Genomic DNA, 17,470 nt, shown 5'->3' with positions numbered 1-17,470 from the left:
CACACAACCGCGCATCCCCTGCGACCCCCCACAGTTCAGGAGAACATCCGTGATATCCCGCCGCCTGTTCCTGACCGGCACGGCCGCCACCGCCGCCGCACTCACCTACCCCGCCTGGGGAAGCAGCCTGAGCCCCCGCGCGGCCGCCGCCGCCGGCACCTGCGAGATCGCCCTCCAGAACAAGTCGCTGTCCGGCTCGGTCAACGCGTATGTCACCGGGCACGAGCAGGGCACCGACCAGTGGATCCTGCTCCGCGCCGACGGCACGGTGTACCACCTGGAGGAGCCGCCGGCCGCCGGCACCCCGCTGCCCGTCGACTGCGCCATCCCGCTGGGCGCCGCGGGTTCCGCCCCGGTGGTCCTGACGCTCCCCCAGATGTACGGGTCCCGCGTCTACTTCGTACGGGACGACACGCTGGACTTCCTCGTCAACCCGGGTCCCTCCCTGGTCGAGCCGGCCTTCTCCAACTCCGCCGACCCGAACTACGGCCGCACGTGGTCGTTCTGCGAGTTCACCTTCAACCCGGACCAGATCTACTCCAACATCAGCTACGTCGACCTGGTGACCGGCCTGCCCATCGGCATCACCCTGGAAGGCGACTCCACCCACACGGTCGCCCCGCTGCCGGACGGCGCGCTGGAGAAGATCGCCGATGGTCTCACCGCCCAGGCGGCGACCGACGGCCACCCCTGGGACAAGCTGATCCTGCGCGGCGACGACGGCCAGGTGCTGCGCGTGATCTCCCCGCAGAACCTCGGCGGCGAGTCCTTCGGCGACGTCTTCACCAGTTATGTCGACCAGGTCTGGGAGAAGTACAGCTCCGAGGACCTGACCATCGATCTGCAGGGCGGGCGGGGCGTGTTCACCGGCCGGGTCAGCGGCGACACACTGACCTTCAACGGCGGACACACCTTCAGCAAGCCGAACTCGATGGACATCTTCACCTGCAACAGCGGCCCGTTCGCGAACAACCCGGACGACTCCGACGAGAAGAAGGGGCTGCTCGCCCGCCTCTCGGCCGCGTTCAACCGCTCGACCCTGCTGACCTTCCCCGACCAGCCGAACGGCCCCACGGCGGCCGACTACTACCAGGACCCGGTCACCAACCACTGGGCACGGCTGCTGCACGCAAACACCCCGATCGGCTACGCCTTCCCGTACGACGACGTCCAGCCGGACGGCCAGCCCGACGTCTCGGGCGCCGCTTTCGACGGCAACCCGACGCGCTGGACCGTGTCGGTCGGCTCCTGATCGCAACGACCCACCACAACGGTGCCCCGCTCCCATCAGCCTCAAGAGGAGCGGGGCACCGCGGGGCCCTGCCCTTCCCCGGGTCCGGAAGTAACCCTTCCCGGTGCGCGTCGGTCCCGCCGGGCGTCGCGTGCAGAGGATGCCCGCGCAGCGGGCTTGGCGATGTGCCCGGTATACGCCGCGCGCGCCCGGCGTTGATGCCGTCGGCCTTACGTACACCCCGCTCCGGACGGCTCGATGCCCTCCCGAACCTGGGCCGACCAGCAACGCCCCACCCTGACGGGAAGAAGGGCGACCGACCGGCACCGCAGAACCCTGCGCCCACCGATGCTCCGATCGGGCCGCCCGCACGCCCGCACACGCTCCACAAGAACGAATTGGCCGCCAACCGAAGCTGACAACAAATCACGAGAGACCGAGGTCACGGCGGGGAGCGGGGGTAACTGACGGTAGTGGGCTGTGCGGATATCGATAACTACAAGTCGGCGCAAGGCTTAATAACCGCTCAGTCCGAGTTTTTTTCTCTCAGTCCGAGTGCTTTTGGAACGACACCAATCATTGAGGCCCCAAGGCAGGAAAAGCGCGAACGGCCATCTCCCGATTAGGCCGATTTGTCTCATTAAATGCCATGACGCATTACACTTCCGGAAATATCCGCCGCGAAACGACGTGATCTGCTCCGTTGCTCATCACAATCAGCCGCTTGCCCGCAGCACTTTGGGATGTTTGAATCATGAGGCCGCCACGGCGGCTTACCGGCGGAGCCTCGGGACCATCTATGGATGTCGGCTTTCCGATGGCAGATTCAGAAGGATTTGCGATGAACAACGTTTCCTGGATCACAGCCCCCGGAAATTTTTCGACGAAGGCACAGTCGCGCCGCCCTCCGCCGCAATCGGCAATATGATGTCGACCCCCTCCCCAGCGCCAACGACAAACGAAACACCAGAGGGGGTAGTCAATGATTACCCGGAACTGTCTCAGGCACCGGAAGTAGAGCCTGGAACCATCGAATATCACAGTGCTCCCGACGCACCGCCATCAACCCCCCCTTGGGAAGACATTCCGGACATTGAGGTAACTCCCCCCACCCCAGATGCCGAGTACGCGCCGGATACCGCGCAGGCACCACAGGGGCCGGTTGCCGACGAAGACATTCCCATGGTCGGCGAGTCTCCAGACGACTACCCGAACCCTGACGACGTGCCTACCTACTCCTGGCCGCCGAGCCCTGGAACTGAGGCACCGGACTCGCTGACACTCCCTGACTCCACGGTCACCCCAGTCTCGTCCCTGCCGGACGCGGTGCCGGAACCGGTGCCCGAACCCACACCCGAACCGGCGCCCGAACCCACACCCGAACCGGCGCCCGAACCCACGCCCGAACCGGTGCCCGAGACCGAGCCCGCGTTGACGATGCCGGGCGCGTGGCCGGAGCCCGACGTGGCGCCCGATCCCACACCGCCCTCCGAGCTGCCGGAATCCGTACCGGAGTCTGAGTCCCCAGCCATGCCGGGGGCATGGCCCGGGGCCGGTCCGGTGGGTGCGCCTGCCCCCGTGCCCGTTCCGGTGGGTGCGCCTGTCCCCGTACCCGTTCCGGTGGATGCTCCTGGAAACGGGCTCCCCATGCCTGGCGCGTGGCCGGAGACTCCCCCTGCCACGCCGGACGATGTGCCTGATCCCGCTTCGGGGTCCTCCGTTCCGGATTCCGTGCCGGAGTCGACTCCTGGGCCCGAGCCGGAGCCGGAGCCGGAGCCGGCTCCCGTCATCGTCCCCGAACCCGAACCCGAACCCGTTCCCGTGGCGGTTCGCGGGCCCGAGACCGAGCCCGAGCCGGAGCCGACTCCCGTCATCGTCCCCGACCCCGAGACCGAACCCGAGCCCGAGCCCGAGCCGACTCCCGTCATCGTCCCCGACCCCGAGACCGAACCCGAGCCCGAGCCCGAGCCGACTCCCGTCATCGTCCCCGACCCCGAGCAGTCTGCCTCTGCGGGACCGGTCGTGGTCGCACCTCCCGAGGAGGAAGCGCCTCTCGCTACGCCCCACCCCCGTTTCGGCTTCGGTACCGTCCCGCAGGATCCACCGCACCCGGCGCCGATCGAGGCCCCGATTCCGCGCGAGGATCCGCTCGACTTCCTGTTCCCGGGTCACGGCCCAGGGCAGATACGGTGGTGAGTCTTTAGCACTCCAGCAGCGTTTGCTCTCTGACCCGGTCAGAGGTGTTACGCGGAGTGCGGTCGGCTGATGTTGCGTCGAGGGGCGGTCCGGGTGGATCGCCCCTCGACGGGTGGAGTCGTCGCCGGCAGTGACACCTCGGGGCACGGTCCATCACGTCCCGCGCACTGCGCAGCCGTACGAAGTCCCCCTGGACCGTCGAGTGCACCAGGAGGCCGCCCTGCCATACGGCCCGGACGGAAGTTTCTCGTCAGCCACGCTCCGGGGCCCCGAGCTCTCCGTGCTGTGGTTTCCGAACCCGATCCGCCACCGCATTCGCTGTGCGTCCGCCCGGCACGGCGACTCGGAGTCCGTCCGCTCGGACACACTGCTTTCGCAACCGGCCCCAAGGGCGGTCCCTCCGGCCGGGCGCGCGGCGTCGGCTACGCACCTCGCCGCGTTGTCGGATCGCCCGCATACGTCCAGCATGCTCGCGCCCCTCCGCTTTGCGATGCGCCGCGTCTGACTCCGCGCGCTGATCCGCCGGGAGTTACGGGACAGCTCTCAGCATCCGCCGCAGTTCTGGTACGTCACGTCCCAGTGACTGCCCTCGTCGGCGTAGACGTTGCCCGAGGCCGACTGCCACTGCGGATAGCCGTCACCGCGCAGTCCGATGTAGGTGAAGGTGTTCTTGACGTAGTTCGTCAGGCAGGTGGTCTTGCCGAAATCGAGCTTGTAGCCGTTCCAGTGCGAGTACGTGCCGCTCGCGTGCCCGGTTTCCGTACCGCCCGTAATGTTGAGAGCGCAGCCCGACGCGGACTTCAGCGTCTGCGCGCCCTGGGCCGTGGTGAGGTTCAGCTGATCGAAGGACGTGCAGGTCGCGACGTTACGGTTTGAGCAGCCACCCGAGGAGGACCAGGTGATCCCGGACGAGGAGAACATCGAGGTCGCGGAGGCGTGCGTGAGCTTGGTCACCGCCGGGGCGGCGGCCGCCGAGCCGGTGAGTCCGGCGGCGGGCACGAGGAGCGCGCCCAGGATCAGGGCGAGCGCGGTGAGTATGGAGCGGGTTTTCATGGGGGGAACCCTCCTGCTGGAGACCGTGGATGGGGTAGCCGGCTGTGCAGGTGGAGCAGGGGAGATCGTGCCCGATGGCCGCGCACGTCCGCCAGAGGGCCGGACGGCTCAATCCAAAGACATTGTTGAACCTTGAACAAAATTGCCCTACAGTGGGGCACTCAAGGTTGAATGTTCAACCAAAAACTCCCCAGGAGGAAACCCATGGCGCTCTTCCGCCGCCAGAACGACAGCGCGACGGCCCCCACCGCACCGGTGGACCCGGCTCTGGCCACCCTGACCGGTGAGTACACGGTCGACCAGGCCCACAGCAGCATCGGATTCAGCGTCCGGCACGCGATGGTGACCAACGTCCGCGGCTCGTTCACGCAGCACGAGGGGACGCTGTACCTGGACGGAACGAACCCGGAGAACTCCACCGCGTCCATCGACGTCGTGATGGCCAGCATCGACACCGGCGACTCCGGCCGCGACGCCGACCTGCGCGGCGCCAACTTCTTCGACACCGAGCAGTTCCCGGCGATGACGTTCCGCTCGACCTCGACGGAGGCGGTGGGCACCGACACGTACCGTGTCAGCGGCGATCTGACCATCAAGGGCGACACGCGCCCGCTGTCCATCACGCTGACGTACAACGGCACCGCCACCGACCCCTTCGGCAACGAGCGGGTCGGCTTCGAGGGCAGCGCGGAGATCGCGCGCTCCGACTGGGGCCTGACCTACAACGCGGCGCTGGAGACCGGCGGCGTGCTGATCAGCGACAAGGTGAAGCTGAACTTCGAGATCTCCGCGATCAAGAACGCACCGCAGGCCGCCTGAGCCCGGGCGGGAAGCGATGCCGGTCCGGCGGAACGTGCCATGGATGTGGCATCCGGACATGAGATCCGGGTGCCACATCCATGGGGGTCCTCCGGTCAGGCCGCCCGGTAGGCCGCCGTCAGGCCGGCCAGCGCGCCGGTCAGATCACCGGTGAGCAGCAGGTGGTCCGCGTCGGCGAAGGGTTTGGCCGACGCCGCCGTGATGTGCTGCCCGATCTTCCGCTGGACGAGGAGTCTGGCCCGGTCGGCCAGCGCCTTGCCCTGGGGCGACTTCCCCAGGCCCGCCTTCTGGAGCAGGCCCGCCGCGACGGACAGCGCGCGCAGGGCGGGCTCACCTCCCACGGGCGGCTTCGTGAGCGTCGCCAGGCCCCAGCCGTAGGGGAATTGGGGATCGTACGCGGCGTCACCGACGTTGATCGGCAACTGCTCGACCGACTTCGGCCAGGTCAGCGGCAGTTGACCGGTGAAGGGCAGCTTGCCGTAGAGGACATCGGCCACACCGTCGCCCTCGGTGCCCGGCAGCCAGGACGCCACCAGCGCGTCGATCCCGCCGAGCCGGTCGCCGATGAGCTGCGGACGGCCCGAGACGATCAGTACGGCGCACTTCATGGCGGCGCAGACCGTGTCCACGGCCTTCTGGTCGGCCGCCGTCAGCTCCAGGTCGTTGCCGTTGCCGACATCGCCGATCCCTTCGGCGTACGGCGTCTCACCGACCACGACCACCCCCACGTCGTACCCGTCCGTGGCCGCCGAGGCGTCCTCGGAGTAGGTGAGCGCGGCCTTCGGGGCGGCCTTCTTCATGCCCGCGAGGATCGTGGTGGCTCCGGTGGTGGTCGCTCCCGAGGCGCCCTGCCAGGTGACGGACCAGCCGCCCATCTGGTTGCCGATGTCATCCGCGTTCGACCCGGCCACGTACACCTTCTGCGAGGGCTTCAGCGGCAGGACTCCGCTGTCGTTCTTCAGCAGCACCTGCGATTCCGCCGCCGCCCTGCGCGCCACCGCGCGGTGCTCGGGCGAGCCGATCCGCGCCAGGTTCGCGGGGTCGGCGTACGGCTTCTCGAACAGCCCCAGCCGGAACTTCTGCTCCAGGATCCTGGAGACCGCGTCGTCGATCCTGGCCCGGCTGATCCGGCCCGCGGTCACCTCGTCCTCCAGGGTCGCGACGATGTCCCGGTAGGCCGCCGGCTCCATGATCATGTCGAGGCCCGCGTTGACGGAGGTGCGCACGTCGCTCGCGCGGTCGCCGGGGATCTGGTCGATCGCCGCGTAATCGCTGATGACGAAGCCCTCGAAACCCAGCCTGCCCTTCAGCTCGCCGTTGATCATGGCGGCGTCCGCGTGCATCTTCAGCGGGCCCGTGCCGTCGCCGATGACGTCCAGCGAGGAGAACGAGGGCATGACCGTGCCGATACCGCGCTTGACGGCATCCTTGAACGGGGCGAGGTGGACGGTTTCCAACTCCCGCCGGGTGACCGTCGTGACGCCCTGGTCGATGGTGTACGTGCCTTCGGTGGACGATCCGTACGCCGTGCCGCCGTCACCGACGAAGTGCTTGGCGGTGGCCAGCACCTTGTCGTCGCGGTCCAGGTCCTTGCCCGACGCGTCGCCCTGCATGCCGTGGATCACCGTCTCCATCGAGGAGACGAGCGCGGGGTCCTCGCCGAAGGTCTCGTACGTACGGCCCCACCGTTCGTCGCGTCCGACGCACAGGCAGGGGGCGAAGTCCCAGGGGACGCCGGTGGCGCGTACCTCGTTCGCCGTCATCACTCCGGCCTGCTCGGCGAGAGCGGGGTCGCGGGTCGCGCCGATCCCGATGTTGTGCGGCGCGAGCGCCGCTCCCACGAGGTTGTTGTGACCGTGCACCCCGTCCACGCCGTAGATCAGCGGGATCTGGAAGCGGGTGGCCCGCGTCCTGAGCTGGTACCCGTCGACCATCTCCGCCCATGCCTCAGGGGTGTTGGGCGTGGGAACCGACCCGCCGCCGGAGAAGAGCGAGCCGAGGCCGTAGCCGGCGATGTCGTCCTGCGAGGTGAGCGCGCCCCGCTCGGCCTGCGTCATCTGGCCGGCCTTCTCGGCGAGTGACATACGGGAGACGAGGTCGGCTACCCGCTTCCGGACGGGCAACTTCGCGTCGAGGTACGGCAGTCCATGGGCGTTGATGACGATCTGCGGCTGCTCGGCGGGGGCTTCGGCGCCGGTGACGACGAGCTTCAGCGGGACGCTCTCGGCGCTCTCGGCGCTCCGGTCCCGCAGGATCGGCACGGCCACCGTGCGCGAGGCTCCCGAGCGCGTGCCCGCGGGGAAGGTGACCGTACCGGTGAGCGGCCGGTAGTCCCTGCCGGGTTCGGCGGTGCCGCCGCCGGTGGAGTACGCGACGGTGACGGGCGCGCCGACGGGGGCCGCGCCGGTGGTCGTGAGCGAGATCCTGACCTCGGCCGTGTCGCCTTCCCCGACCGGGTGGACGGCCGCGTCGGTGACGACCTTCGCTGTCCGGTCGGGGTCGGGCTCCCCCGCCGCCGCGCTGGACCCGGCGCCCGCCAGCGGCAGCAGGCCGGCCAGGACAGCGGTCGCGGCGAGCGCCGCCGTCCTGGCGGACGCTCCCGGTTTCCGGCGTGGTGTGCGTTGCATGGTGGCTCCTCGGAGATCGGTGTCGCTTCTCTTCGTCCCGCACCCGGCCGGGACGCCGCCCGGGTCCGCCGCACGACCCACAAGACACCTCCTGAGCGCCCGGACGCCGCATCCCGGGCACGGACACACGGGGCGGGCCTGCTCTCTCCACGAGAATCAGCCCGGTCACGGACGGTGAGTCAATCGGGACGCACCGCCGTCGTCAATACTTCGGGCGCATTGGTCCGAACCTTTGTTACGCACCGGACCGGCCGCAGGTCAGCGGCGGGATGCGGTCAGCGGGTGCGTACGCGGGCTCTTGACGGGAGTTCCCAACGGCAGTTCACTCACGCCGCACGGACCCACGCGTCACCCCCCACCTGTGCCGAGAAGGGCAGCAGACCTATGTCGAGAACGACTGGCCGCGGACGAAGACTCGTGAGAAGGCTCCTCGCCGGAGCCCTCGCCACCGCCGGACTCACCGGCCTCACGAGCCTCACCGCCGGCACCGCGCAGGCCGCCGGCGAACCGGTGAACATCTGGCTGACGACGACGGACGACGCCGGCGGACGCCATGTCACCCGGGGTCTCCAGCAGCAGACCCCCATCGCCTTCCAGTCGGGCAACGGCGGCAGCGGCACCAACATCACCGTCGACGAGGGCACCAAATACCAGCAGTTCACCGGCGGCGGAGCGTCCTTCACCGACACCGCCGCCTGGCTGATGAAGAGCAGCGGCGCCCTCTCTCAGGCGACCCGCGACGACACCATGAAGAAGCTGTTCTCACCGACCGACGGCATCGGCCTGACCTTCCTGCGCAACCCCATGGGCGCCTCCGACCTGGCCCGGGGCAACTACACGTACGACGACATGCCGGCCGGGCAGACCGACCCGAACCTCGCGCAGTTCTCCATCTCGCACGACCAGGCCGACGTACTGCCGCTCACCCAGCAGGCCAAGCAGCTCAACCCCGCCGTCAAGGTGATGGCCGTGCCGTGGAGCGCACCCGCCTGGATGAAGGACAACGATGCGATGAGCCAGGGCTGGCTCCAGTCGCAGTACTACGGCGCGTACGCCCAGTACTTCGTCAAGTACATCCAGGCGTACCAGTCGGCCGGCGTCCCGATCGACTACATCTCCGCGCAGAACGAGCCGACGTGCTGCGCCGGTTACCCGTCCATGCAGTGGAACGGCTCCGGGCTCGCCTACTTCACCAAGAACAGCCTGCTGCCCGCTCTGCACGGCGCGAACCTCTCCACCAAGGTGCTGGCCCTGGACTGGAATCCGGACTCCTACGCCGGCTACGCCGCGCCCACCGTGGACGACGCGGCGATCCGCAACGACCCCAACTTCGGCGGGATCGCGTACCACGGCTACACCGGCGGCATCGACATCCAGACGACGGTCCACAACCAGTACCCCACCGTGCCGGCGTTCGACACCGAGCACTCCGGCGGTACCTGGGTCGGCAACCAGCAGCAGGAGGACATGAACAACCTGGTCGACTACACCCGCAACTGGGGCCAGAGCGTGGTCAAGTGGAGTCTGGCCGTCGACCAGAACATGGGCCCGCACAACGGCGGCTGCGGCACCTGCACCGGGCTGATCACGGTGAACAACGGCGGCAGCAGGAGCGGTCAGGTCGACTACACCGTCGAGTACTACACGATGGGCCACCTCACGAAGTTCGTGAAGCCCGGCGCCTACCGGATCGCGTCCACCGCCTCCTCCTCGGTCCCGAACGTCGCCTGGCAGAACCCGGACGGCTCCAAGGCGCTCATCGCGTACAACGACTCCTCGTCGGCGCAGCAGCTGCAGGTCAACTGGGGCGGCCAGAAGTTCGGTTACTCGCTGCCCGGCAAGACCTCCGCGACCTTCACCTGGGCCGGCACCCAGTCGGGCAGCGCCCCGGCACAGACCGGCACGATCACCGGTCTCGGCGGCAAGTGCCTTGACATCGCGGGTGGTTCCACCGCCAACGGCGCCGCCGCGCAGGTCTACACCTGCAACGGCTCGGCGGCTCAGCAGTGGTCCGTGAAGCCCGACGGCTCCATCCAGGGGCTCGGCAAGTGCCTGGACGTCAACGCCGGTTCGGTGGCGGACGGCGCGAAGGTACAGCTCTACGACTGCAACGGGTCCGGAGCGCAGCAGTGGAGACTCGAATCCGCCGGTGATCTCGTCAACGCGGCGGCGAACAAGTGCCTCGACGTCGTGGACAACTCCCCCGCGGACGGCGCCAAGGTGCAGATCTGGACCTGCACCGGAGCCGCCAACCAGAAGTGGCAGCTCCGGAGCTGAGGTTCAGGCACCGGCGCCCCGGGCCGGGGCGGACCGTACGGGGTGTCTCTACTCCGCCGGTTCGACCCCGGCCCGCAGCAGTCCGTACGTGTACGCGTCCTCCAGCGCCTGCCAGGACGCCGAGATCACGTTCTCCGCGACCCCGACCGTGGACCATTCGGTGCTGCCGTCGCCGGTGGTGATCAGCACCCGGGTGGTGGACTCCGTACCGTGCCTGCCCTCCAGGATGCGGACCTTGTAGTCCACCAGCTCCAGCTTGGCCAGCTGCGGGTAGATGCGTTCGAGGCCGACGCGCATGGCCCGGTCCAGCGCGTTGACCGGGCCGTTGCCCTCCGCGGTGGCGACGATGCGCTCGCCCTTGGCCCACAGCTTCACGGTGGCCTCGTTGGCATGCGTACCGTCCGGGCGGTCCTCGACGATCGCGCGCCAGGACTCCGTACGGAAGTAGCCGCGGGTGCGGCCCTCCGCCTCTTCGCGCAGCAGGAGTTCGAAGGAGGCGTCGGCGGCCTCGTACGTATAGCCCTTCAGCTCACGTTCCTTGACGCGGCGCACGACCCGGGCGACCAGATCGCGGTCGCCGCCGAGGTCGATGCCGAGTTCCTTGCCCTTCAGCTCGATGGAGGCGCGGCCCGCCATGTCGGAGACGAGCATCCGCATCGTGTTGCCGACGCGCTCGGGGTCGATGTGCTGGTACAGGTCGGGGTCGACCTTGATCGCCGAGGCGTGCAGCCCCGCCTTGTGGGCGAAGGCGGAAACGCCGACGTACGGCTGGTGGGTGGACGGGGCGAGGTTGACGACCTCCGCGATGGCGTGCGAGATCCGGGTCATCTCGGCCAGCGCGCCGTCCGGCAGCACCTTCTTGCCGTACTTCAGCTCCAGGGCGGCGACGACGGGGAAGAGGTTGGCGTTGCCGACGCGCTCGCCGTAGCCGTTGGCGGTGCACTGCACATGGGTGGCGCCCGCGTCGACGGCCGCCAGGGTGTTGGCGACCGCGCAGCCGGTGTCGTCCTGGGCGTGCATACCGAGCCTGGCGCCGGTGTCGGCGAGGACGGTGGAGACGACGGCCTGGATCTGGGCGGGCAGCATGCCGCCGTTGGTGTCGCAGAGGATGACCACCTCGGCACCGGACTCGGACGCGGCCCGTACGACGGACTTGGCGTACTCCGGGTTGGCGCGGTAGCCGTCGAAGAAGTGCTCGCAGTCGACGAAGACGCGGCGGCCCTGCTCGCGCAGGTACGAGACGGTGTCGCGGACCATCGCCACGTTCTCGTCGAGGGTGGTGCGCAGGGCCAGTTCGACATGGCGGTCGTGGGACTTGGCGACCAGGGTGATCACCGGAGCGCCGGATTCGAGCAGCGCCCTGACCTGCGGGTCCTCCGAGGCCTTGGCACCGGGGCGCCGGGTGGCGCCGAAGGCGACGAGCTGCGCGTTCCGGAAGTGGATCTCCTGCGTGGCCCGGGAGAAGAACTCGGTGTCACGCGGGTTGGCGCCGGGCCAGCCGCCCTCGATGAAGCCCACGCCGAACTCGTCCAGATAACGGGCGATGGCCAGCTTGTCGGCGACCGTCAGGTTGATGCCTTCGCGCTGTGCTCCGTCACGGAGTGTGGTGTCGAAGACATGAAAACTGTCGTCGGTCTCCGTGGACTCTGTGCTCATGGTGGCTTTGCTCCCTGTCGAGTGGATGTTCTGGCTCCACTTGCCCCCGTCTGCGCGTGCGTCCCGTCTTCGGCCGGGGTGGGGCCGGAAAACGAAAAAACCCCTCGCGGGTGCGAGAGGTCTGCGCGCGGGTCTGAGGCACGATGGCCGCTCCGTACATGGTGGTACGAGGCAGTCACTGCGGACCGGCGCGCTTGCTGCCAATAATCATGGCGAACGAGAGCACGAGTCGAGTTTCGCACGTCTCACGTTCATACGAAGAGTCGTCTCACGATTCGGTCGGCGCTGAGACCCGTACCCGGGAATCGTCCCAGGTACGGGCCTCGGCGGCGACCGTACGCGGTCGTACGGCGGTGTCGTACCGGCGTCGCGGGGGCTGTCTTCGCGGGGCCGTCAGCCCAGCTGGTGCATCCAGCCGTGGGTGTCCGCCGCCGTGCCGCGCTGGATGTCCAGCAGCGCCTCGCGCAGCTTCATCGTCACCTCGCCGGGACGGCCGTCCGACTGCGTCCACTCGCCCGCGGCGGACTTGACCAGGCCGACCGGCGTGATGACGGCGGCGGTGCCGCAGGCGAAGACCTCGGTGAGCGTGCCGTTCTCCGTGTCGCGGCGCCAGTCCTCGGTGGAGATACGTCCCTCCTCGGAGCTGTAGCCGAGGTCCGACGCCAGCTTCAGCAGCGAGTCACGCGTGATGCCCGCGAGCAGGGAGCCGGTCAGCGTGGGCGTGACGATGCGGTCCCCGTACACGAAGTACAGGTTCATGCCGCCCATCTCCTCGACCCAGCGGCGTTCCAGCGCGTCCAGCCAGACCACCTGGTCGCAGCCCTCCTCGGCCGCTTCGGCCTGGGCGAGCAGGGAGGCCGCGTAATTGCCGCCGGTCTTGGCGAAGCCCATGCCGCCGGGGACCGCGCGGACGTAGTTCTCCGAGAGCCAGACGGAGACCGGCTCCACACCGCGCGGGAAGTAGGCGCCGGCCGGCGAGGCGATGACCAGGAAGAGGTATTCGTTCGCCGGCCGCACACCGAGACCGGCCTCGGTCGCGATCATGAACGGCCTGAGGTAGAGCGAGGCCTCGCCGCCGTGCTCGGGCACCCACTTCTTCTCCTGCCGGACCAGCGCGTCGCAGGCGGCGATGAAGGTCTCGACGGGCAGCTCCGGCATCGCGAGCCGGCGGGCCGAGCGCTGGAAACGGGTGGCGTTGGCCTCAGGACGGAAGGTGGCGACCGAGCCGTCGGGGCCGCGGTACGCCTTCAGCCCCTCGAAGATCTCCTGCGCGTAGTGCAGGGTCATGTTCGCCGGGTCGAGCGAGAGCGGACCGTACGGCACGAGCTGCGCGTCGTGCCAGCCGCGGCCCTCGGTCCACTTGATGGTCACCATGTTGTCGGTGAAGTGACGGCCGAACCCGGGGTCGGCCAGGATCGCCTCGCGCTCCGCGTCGGACAAGGGGGTCGCGGTCGGCTTCAGCTCGATCGTGGGCGTGTTCATGAATACTCGTCCTTCACCGGTTGTGTGTGACGGACCGCGTTCATGCCGCTACTGCCTCGAGGACGTCCGGGCATTCCCGCATGCCGCGGCCCAGTCCGATTATCGCCCGGGGGCAGGACTGCGCGGAGAACGGGGTGAACGCGGCCCACAGAATGATGGTGGCACCCGGTGGCAGCGAAAGAGAACAGCCGCCGGGTTCCGAGAACCCGGCGGCTGTGGGAAGTCGACGGGTCAGCTCGCTACGCGTACCGCGAGCGCGTCACCGATCTCGGTGGTCGTACGCGCCGCGCCGTCCCGCGCGTCGAGGTCGGCCGCGACTGCCTCCTCGATCCGGACGGCCTCGGCGTCGAAGCCGAGGTGCCGCAGCAGCAGGGCCACGGAGAGGATGGTGGCCGTGGGGTCGGCCTTCCCCTGGCCCGCGATGTCCGGGGCCGAGCCGTGGACCGGCTCGAACATGGACGGGAAGGTGCGGTCCGGATTGATGTTCGCGGACGCGGCGAGACCGATTCCTCCGCTGATGGCGGCAGCCAGGTCGGTCAGGATGTCACCGAAGAGGTTGTCGGTGACGATGACGTCGAAGCGCTCGGGCTGGGTGACGAAGAAGATCGTCGCGGCGTCGACGTGCAGGTAGTCGGTGGTGACCTCGGGGTACTCCCTGCCCACGCGGTCGAAGATGTTCTTCCACAGGTGACCGGCGTAGACGAGGACGTTGTTCTTGTGGACCAGCGTCAGCTTCTTGCGCGGACGGGCGTTGGCCCGCTCGTACGCGTCCCGCACGACCCGCTCCACGCCGTACGCCGTGTTGAGGCTCACTTCGGTGGCCACCTCGGCGGGCGTGCCGGTGCGCAGTGAGCCTCCGTTGCCGGTGTACGGGCCTTCTGTGCCCTCGCGGACGACGATGAAGTCGATCTCGGGACGGCCCTCCAGCGGGGAGTCCGTGTTCGGGAAGAGCTTCGAAGGACGCAGGTTCACGTAGTGGTCGAACGCGAAGCGCAGCTTCAGCAGCAGCCCGCGCTCCAGGACGCCGGACGGCACCGACGGATCACCGATCGCGCCGAGCAGGATCGCGTCATGGGTCTTGAGGGAGTCGAGGTCCGCGTCCGGGAGGGTCTCTCCGGTGCGGTGCCAGCGGCTCGCGCCGAGGTCGTACTCCTTGGTCTCCAGCTTCACATCCTGCGGGAGGACGGCGCGGAGGACCTTCAGGCCCTGGGCGACGACCTCCTGACCGATGCCGTCACCGGGAACCACTGCGAGATTGAGGCTGCGAGACATGCCGGTACCGTACTCCCCCGTCCCAACGGGTGACACGTGCTGTCCATTCTGTGGACACCGTGTCGGCCCGTGTTCCGCGCTTGCGATCACGCGCGGACCGGCTCGGGCACCGGTCCGCGTCGCGTCTGCGCTGAGCCGAGGGGGCGGCCGGTCAGTGGCCGGTCGAGCCGCCGTTGTCCCTGCGGTCGAGAGCACGCTGGAGGGCATCGGCGGCGTTCTTGCGGACATTCGTACGGTCGGACTCGCTCGTACGGGGAGTGTGACGAACGCGGCGGCGGACAGTCGTCTCGGCCATGATGATCGACTCCTTGACATAGCTGAGCCACGCGGGGAAACCGCATGAGGCATCTGCGAGGCGCCGGAAGAGGCGGGGGCGCGCGCCGCAGGGGTCGCCTGCCAGGGGTGCGCGCCGACAACCGCCATTCGCTGATGGAGCGATTCGTTCGGCTCCTACAAAGCTAGGTGAGCGAAGCCGTTCTGTCTCCACAATTACTCGGACTTCCTACTATCTGAGACGGCGTTCACTCGAAGGCATCAGCGGGAACTTGCGAAGGCGTCGGGCCAAACTAGGTTGTATTCCTATCTAGGTGGTGGTGGAATACACCCATGGCCGCAGACCGCAGATCCAGCTGGCTCAAGGGAGTCCTCGATCTCCTCGTCCTGTCCTGCCTCACCGAGGGCGAGAGCTACGGATACGAGATCGCCAAGGCGCTCGCGGAGGCCGGGGTCGGAGAGATCAAGGGCGGCACCCTCTACCCCGTGCTCAACCGGCTGGAGGAAGCCGGCCTGGCCGTCGGGGAGTTCCGGGCCGCGCAGCGCGGGCCCGGCCGCCGCTACTACCGGCTCACCGGTGAGGGCCGGAGCCATCTCGCCGCCGAGGGCGGCGCGTGGCTGGAGTTCCACACCAGCGTCACCACCATGCTGCACCGAGGGGGAGCGTCATGACCGACCACGCCTATTTCGAGGAACTCGACCAGGCCCTGCGCGCCGCGGGCGTGCCGGAGGAGCGCGCCGCCGCGACCGTCGGCGATCTGACCGGCTATCTCGCGGAGACGGGTACGACGGCGCTCGACGAGTTCGGCCCCGCGGCGGAGTTCGCCGCGCGGCTGACGGGTACGGGGGCGGCGGGCACGGGGGCGGCGGGCGACGAGGAGCCCGCGGCGGAGGCGGAGACCTGGAAGTGGACCGCCGACATCTACACCGACAGGCGGCTGCTGAACGAGTACGGCGCCCAGGGCTGGGAGGTCGAACGGATCGACCGGCTCGGGCTGTTCGTGAGCCGGCGCGTCCCGGACGCGGCCATGCGCTGGGAGTACCGCCGCGAGGTGACCAACAACGCGCGCGAACGTGCCGGGGTCTCGGCGGAGCTGGCGCCCGAGGGCTGGGAGCCGTGCGGCTCGTGGCTGTTCCTGACGTACTACAAGCGCCCGGCCGCCGCGACGACGGGCCCGGCCGCCGAGCTGTCCTCGACCCCGGCGCAGCCCGCCCGGCGGATCTTCCTGAGCCGTACGTACGTCCTGACGCTGGCCTTCTGGCTGCTGGCCGTCGCCGCGGTCGTGACATACCTGATGGTGGCGGACGCCGACGTCACTGAGCCGGGATTCCTGGCCGGGGCAGTGGTCGGTGCCGTGGTGGGCGGTGTCCTGACGATGCGGGGCATACGGCGCGATGTGGCCAGGACCTCCGGGAGCTGACGCTCCCGGACCAGGGAGCGCGGCGCCGGCGCCGGGGGGCGCCGGGGCCGCCGTTTCCGTCCGGTGGACCGGGGCACCCGGACACCGGAGGTCAACAACGATGAACGCACGCACGACGACACTCAGTGGCAGCGGCAAGGCCCGGCAGGCGGCCAACAGTACGGCGATGGATGTGGCGGCCCGCTGGGGCTTCGGCGCGCGCGGGGTGATCTACCTGCTCATCGGGGTGCTCGCCCTGCAGATCGCGTTCGGCGGCGGTGGCGAGCAGGCCGACCGGGGCGGCGCGCTCGCGGAGATAGCCAAGAAGCCCATGGGCTCGGTCCTGCTGTGGATCCTGGGCATCGGTCTGGTCGGGATGGCGCTGTGGCGGCTTTCCGAGGCGCTGGTCGGAGCGGCTGGCTCCGACGGCGGGAAGGCGACCAAGCGCGTCTTCTCCGCGGGACGCTTCGTCTTCTACGGGTTCATGGCCTACTCGGTCCTGGCGTTCGCCGCCGGTGACAAGGGCAGCGGCAGCGGCTCGAGCGATCAGCAGTCCCAGGACATCACGGCCCGCGCGATGGAGTGGCCGGGCGGCAGGTGGATCGTCGGGATCGCCGGTGTGGCGATCGCGGCGACCGGTGTCTGGATCGGCGTCCGCGCGGCGATGCGCAGCTTCCACAAGCATCTGAAGCTCGGCGAGATGTCCCGTACGGCACGGCGGTACGTCGATGTGACGGGCATCGCGGGCGGCGTGGGCCGTGGCGTGCTCTTCGCCGCGGTGGGGGTGTTCGTGGTCCAGGCCGCGGTCGAGTACGAGCCGGACAAGGCCAAGGGTTTCGACGACACGCTGCGCACCTTCACCGACACTCCGGCGGGACCCTGGCTGCTGGCGCTCGTCGCGGTGGGGCTCGCGCTGTTCGGGCTGTTCTCGTTCGGGATGGCCCGCTGGCGCCGGGTCTGACGCGGGGCGCTTGCGCTTGGCGGTGCGGGTGCCTGCGCGGGCGGGCTCGCGGGTGCGTGCGGGTGCGTGCGTGCGCGTGCGTGCGCGTGTGCGGGCTCGTTGGGGTGCGGGGTTGTGGGGCGGGGTGCGAGGACTCCGGAGACAGGCATCCGGGACGCATGATTTACGGCGCGTGCGGGTTGTTCTTCGGGCGCGGGCCGGTGAACGCGCCACAAATCACGCG

At 69.1% G+C, this 17,470-nt stretch carries 14 protein-coding genes; 7 read left to right on the top strand and 7 right to left on the bottom strand.

What is annotated here, in order from left to right; genetic code table 11:
* The first annotated feature begins 49 nt into the window (after positions 1-49).
* The gene (locus ACIP6N_RS22585; RefSeq protein WP_401818065.1) at positions 50-1,252 is read left to right on the top strand and encodes a glycoside hydrolase family 64 protein; all 1,203 of its coding nucleotides are present in this window, start codon (positions 50-52) and stop codon (positions 1,250-1,252) included.
* Between the two features lie 1,211 nt (positions 1,253-2,463).
* Here ACIP6N_RS22585 and ACIP6N_RS22580 read toward each other — a convergent pair.
* Positions 2,464-2,763, bottom strand: a complete 300-nt coding sequence (locus ACIP6N_RS22580; RefSeq protein WP_401818063.1) for a hypothetical protein — start codon at positions 2,761-2,763, stop codon at positions 2,464-2,466.
* Positions 2,764-3,052: 289 nt separating this feature from the next.
* Here ACIP6N_RS22580 and ACIP6N_RS22575 point away from each other — a divergent pair, with 289 nt between their 5' ends.
* Entirely contained in the window at positions 3,053-3,427 is a 375-nt protein-coding gene (locus ACIP6N_RS22575; protein ID WP_401818061.1) for a hypothetical protein, read from the top strand.
* Positions 3,428-3,970: 543 nt separating this feature from the next.
* Here the strand turns inward: ACIP6N_RS22575 and ACIP6N_RS22570 are convergent.
* Positions 3,971-4,480, bottom strand: coding sequence for a hypothetical protein (locus tag ACIP6N_RS22570; protein WP_401818058.1), 510 nt, complete (start codon positions 4,478-4,480; stop codon positions 3,971-3,973).
* 204 nt (positions 4,481-4,684) lie between these two features.
* Here ACIP6N_RS22570 and ACIP6N_RS22565 point away from each other — a divergent pair, with 204 nt between their 5' ends.
* A complete protein-coding gene (locus ACIP6N_RS22565; RefSeq protein WP_401818056.1) occupies positions 4,685-5,299 on the top strand; it encodes a YceI family protein in 615 nt (204 codons plus the stop codon).
* Positions 5,300-5,394: 95 nt separating this feature from the next.
* Here the strand turns inward: ACIP6N_RS22565 and ACIP6N_RS22560 are convergent, their stop codons facing one another.
* The gene (locus ACIP6N_RS22560) at positions 5,395-7,926 is read right to left on the bottom strand and encodes a glycoside hydrolase family 3 N-terminal domain-containing protein (RefSeq protein WP_401818055.1); all 2,532 of its coding nucleotides are present in this window, start codon (positions 7,924-7,926) and stop codon (positions 5,395-5,397) included.
* Positions 7,927-8,310: 384 nt separating this feature from the next.
* Between ACIP6N_RS22560 and ACIP6N_RS22555 the strand changes: the two genes are divergently transcribed.
* Positions 8,311-10,203 carry a ricin-type beta-trefoil lectin domain protein gene (locus ACIP6N_RS22555; protein ID WP_401818052.1) on the top strand — a complete coding sequence of 631 codons (1,893 nt, stop codon included), beginning with the start codon at positions 8,311-8,313 and terminating at the stop codon, positions 10,201-10,203.
* Positions 10,204-10,251: 48 nt separating this feature from the next.
* Here ACIP6N_RS22555 and cimA read toward each other — a convergent pair whose 3' ends face one another.
* The 4 genes from cimA to ACIP6N_RS22535 all read right to left on the bottom strand — a co-directional run bounded on the left by cimA (position 10,252) and on the right by ACIP6N_RS22535 (position 14,908).
* Positions 10,252-11,859, bottom strand: coding sequence for a citramalate synthase (gene cimA / locus ACIP6N_RS22550; RefSeq protein ID WP_401818050.1), 1,608 nt, complete (start codon positions 11,857-11,859; stop codon positions 10,252-10,254).
* Positions 11,860-12,252: 393 nt separating this feature from the next.
* The gene (locus ACIP6N_RS22545; RefSeq protein WP_401818048.1) at positions 12,253-13,341 is read right to left on the bottom strand and encodes a branched-chain amino acid aminotransferase; all 1,089 of its coding nucleotides are present in this window, start codon (positions 13,339-13,341) and stop codon (positions 12,253-12,255) included.
* Between the two features lie 231 nt (positions 13,342-13,572).
* The gene (locus tag ACIP6N_RS22540; RefSeq protein ID WP_401818045.1) at positions 13,573-14,613 is read right to left on the bottom strand and encodes a 3-isopropylmalate dehydrogenase; all 1,041 of its coding nucleotides are present in this window, start codon (positions 14,611-14,613) and stop codon (positions 13,573-13,575) included.
* 151 nt (positions 14,614-14,764) lie between these two features.
* On the bottom strand, positions 14,765-14,908 hold the full coding sequence (locus ACIP6N_RS22535) for a hypothetical protein (protein WP_401818043.1): 144 nt from the start codon (positions 14,906-14,908) through the stop codon (positions 14,765-14,767).
* A gap of 311 nt (positions 14,909-15,219) precedes the next feature.
* Here ACIP6N_RS22535 and ACIP6N_RS22530 point away from each other — a divergent pair, with 311 nt between their 5' ends.
* The 3 genes from ACIP6N_RS22530 (at position 15,220) to ACIP6N_RS22520 (ending at position 17,247) form a co-directional block, all read left to right on the top strand.
* Positions 15,220-15,558: a PadR family transcriptional regulator gene (locus tag ACIP6N_RS22530; protein WP_401818040.1), complete on the top strand. Its 339-nt coding sequence runs from the start codon at positions 15,220-15,222 to the stop codon at positions 15,556-15,558.
* The gene (locus ACIP6N_RS22525; RefSeq protein ID WP_401818039.1) at positions 15,555-16,307 is read left to right on the top strand and encodes a hypothetical protein; all 753 of its coding nucleotides are present in this window, start codon (positions 15,555-15,557) and stop codon (positions 16,305-16,307) included. The genes ACIP6N_RS22530 and ACIP6N_RS22525 overlap by 4 nt, the downstream gene beginning before the upstream one ends.
* A 100-nt stretch (positions 16,308-16,407) precedes the next feature.
* Positions 16,408-17,247 (top strand): DUF1206 domain-containing protein, encoded by an 840-nt coding sequence (locus ACIP6N_RS22520; RefSeq protein ID WP_401818037.1) that lies wholly within the window; start codon positions 16,408-16,410, stop codon positions 17,245-17,247.
* The last annotated feature ends 223 nt before the right edge of the window (positions 17,248-17,470 follow it).

The sequence above is a fragment of the Streptomyces sp. NPDC088725 genome (assembly GCF_044751305.1).
Taxonomy (GTDB): Bacteria; Actinomycetota; Actinomycetes; order Streptomycetales; family Streptomycetaceae; genus Streptomyces.
This window is presented reverse-complemented; position numbering and strand designations above follow the sequence as displayed.

Excerpts from the sequence above, each read along its gene's own strand:
- ACIP6N_RS22530 (WP_401818040.1), top strand. The coding sequence starts at position 15,220 with ATGGCCGCAGACCGCAGATCCAGCTGGCTCAAGGGAGTCCTCGATCTC.
- ACIP6N_RS22535 (WP_401818043.1), bottom strand. The coding sequence starts at position 14,908 with ATGGCCGAGACGACTGTCCGCCGCCGCGTTCGTCACACTCCCCGTACG.
- cimA (WP_401818050.1), bottom strand. The coding sequence starts at position 11,859 with ATGAGCACAGAGTCCACGGAGACCGACGACAGTTTTCATGTCTTCGAC.
- ACIP6N_RS22560 (WP_401818055.1), bottom strand. The coding sequence starts at position 7,926 with ATGCAACGCACACCACGCCGGAAACCGGGAGCGTCCGCCAGGACGGCG.
- ACIP6N_RS22520 (WP_401818037.1), top strand. The coding sequence starts at position 16,408 with ATGAACGCACGCACGACGACACTCAGTGGCAGCGGCAAGGCCCGGCAG.
- ACIP6N_RS22540 (WP_401818045.1), bottom strand. The coding sequence starts at position 14,613 with ATGTCTCGCAGCCTCAATCTCGCAGTGGTTCCCGGTGACGGCATCGGT.
- ACIP6N_RS22580 (WP_401818063.1), bottom strand. The coding sequence starts at position 2,763 with ATGGCTGGGGACTCAGACTCCGGTACGGATTCCGGCAGCTCGGAGGGC.
- ACIP6N_RS22545 (WP_401818048.1), bottom strand. The coding sequence starts at position 13,341 with ATGAACACGCCCACGATCGAGCTGAAGCCGACCGCGACCCCCTTGTCC.
- ACIP6N_RS22565 (WP_401818056.1), top strand. The coding sequence starts at position 4,685 with ATGGCGCTCTTCCGCCGCCAGAACGACAGCGCGACGGCCCCCACCGCA.
- ACIP6N_RS22525 (WP_401818039.1), top strand. The coding sequence starts at position 15,555 with ATGACCGACCACGCCTATTTCGAGGAACTCGACCAGGCCCTGCGCGCC.
- ACIP6N_RS22570 (WP_401818058.1), bottom strand. The coding sequence starts at position 4,480 with ATGAAAACCCGCTCCATACTCACCGCGCTCGCCCTGATCCTGGGCGCG.
- ACIP6N_RS22555 (WP_401818052.1), top strand. The coding sequence starts at position 8,311 with ATGTCGAGAACGACTGGCCGCGGACGAAGACTCGTGAGAAGGCTCCTC.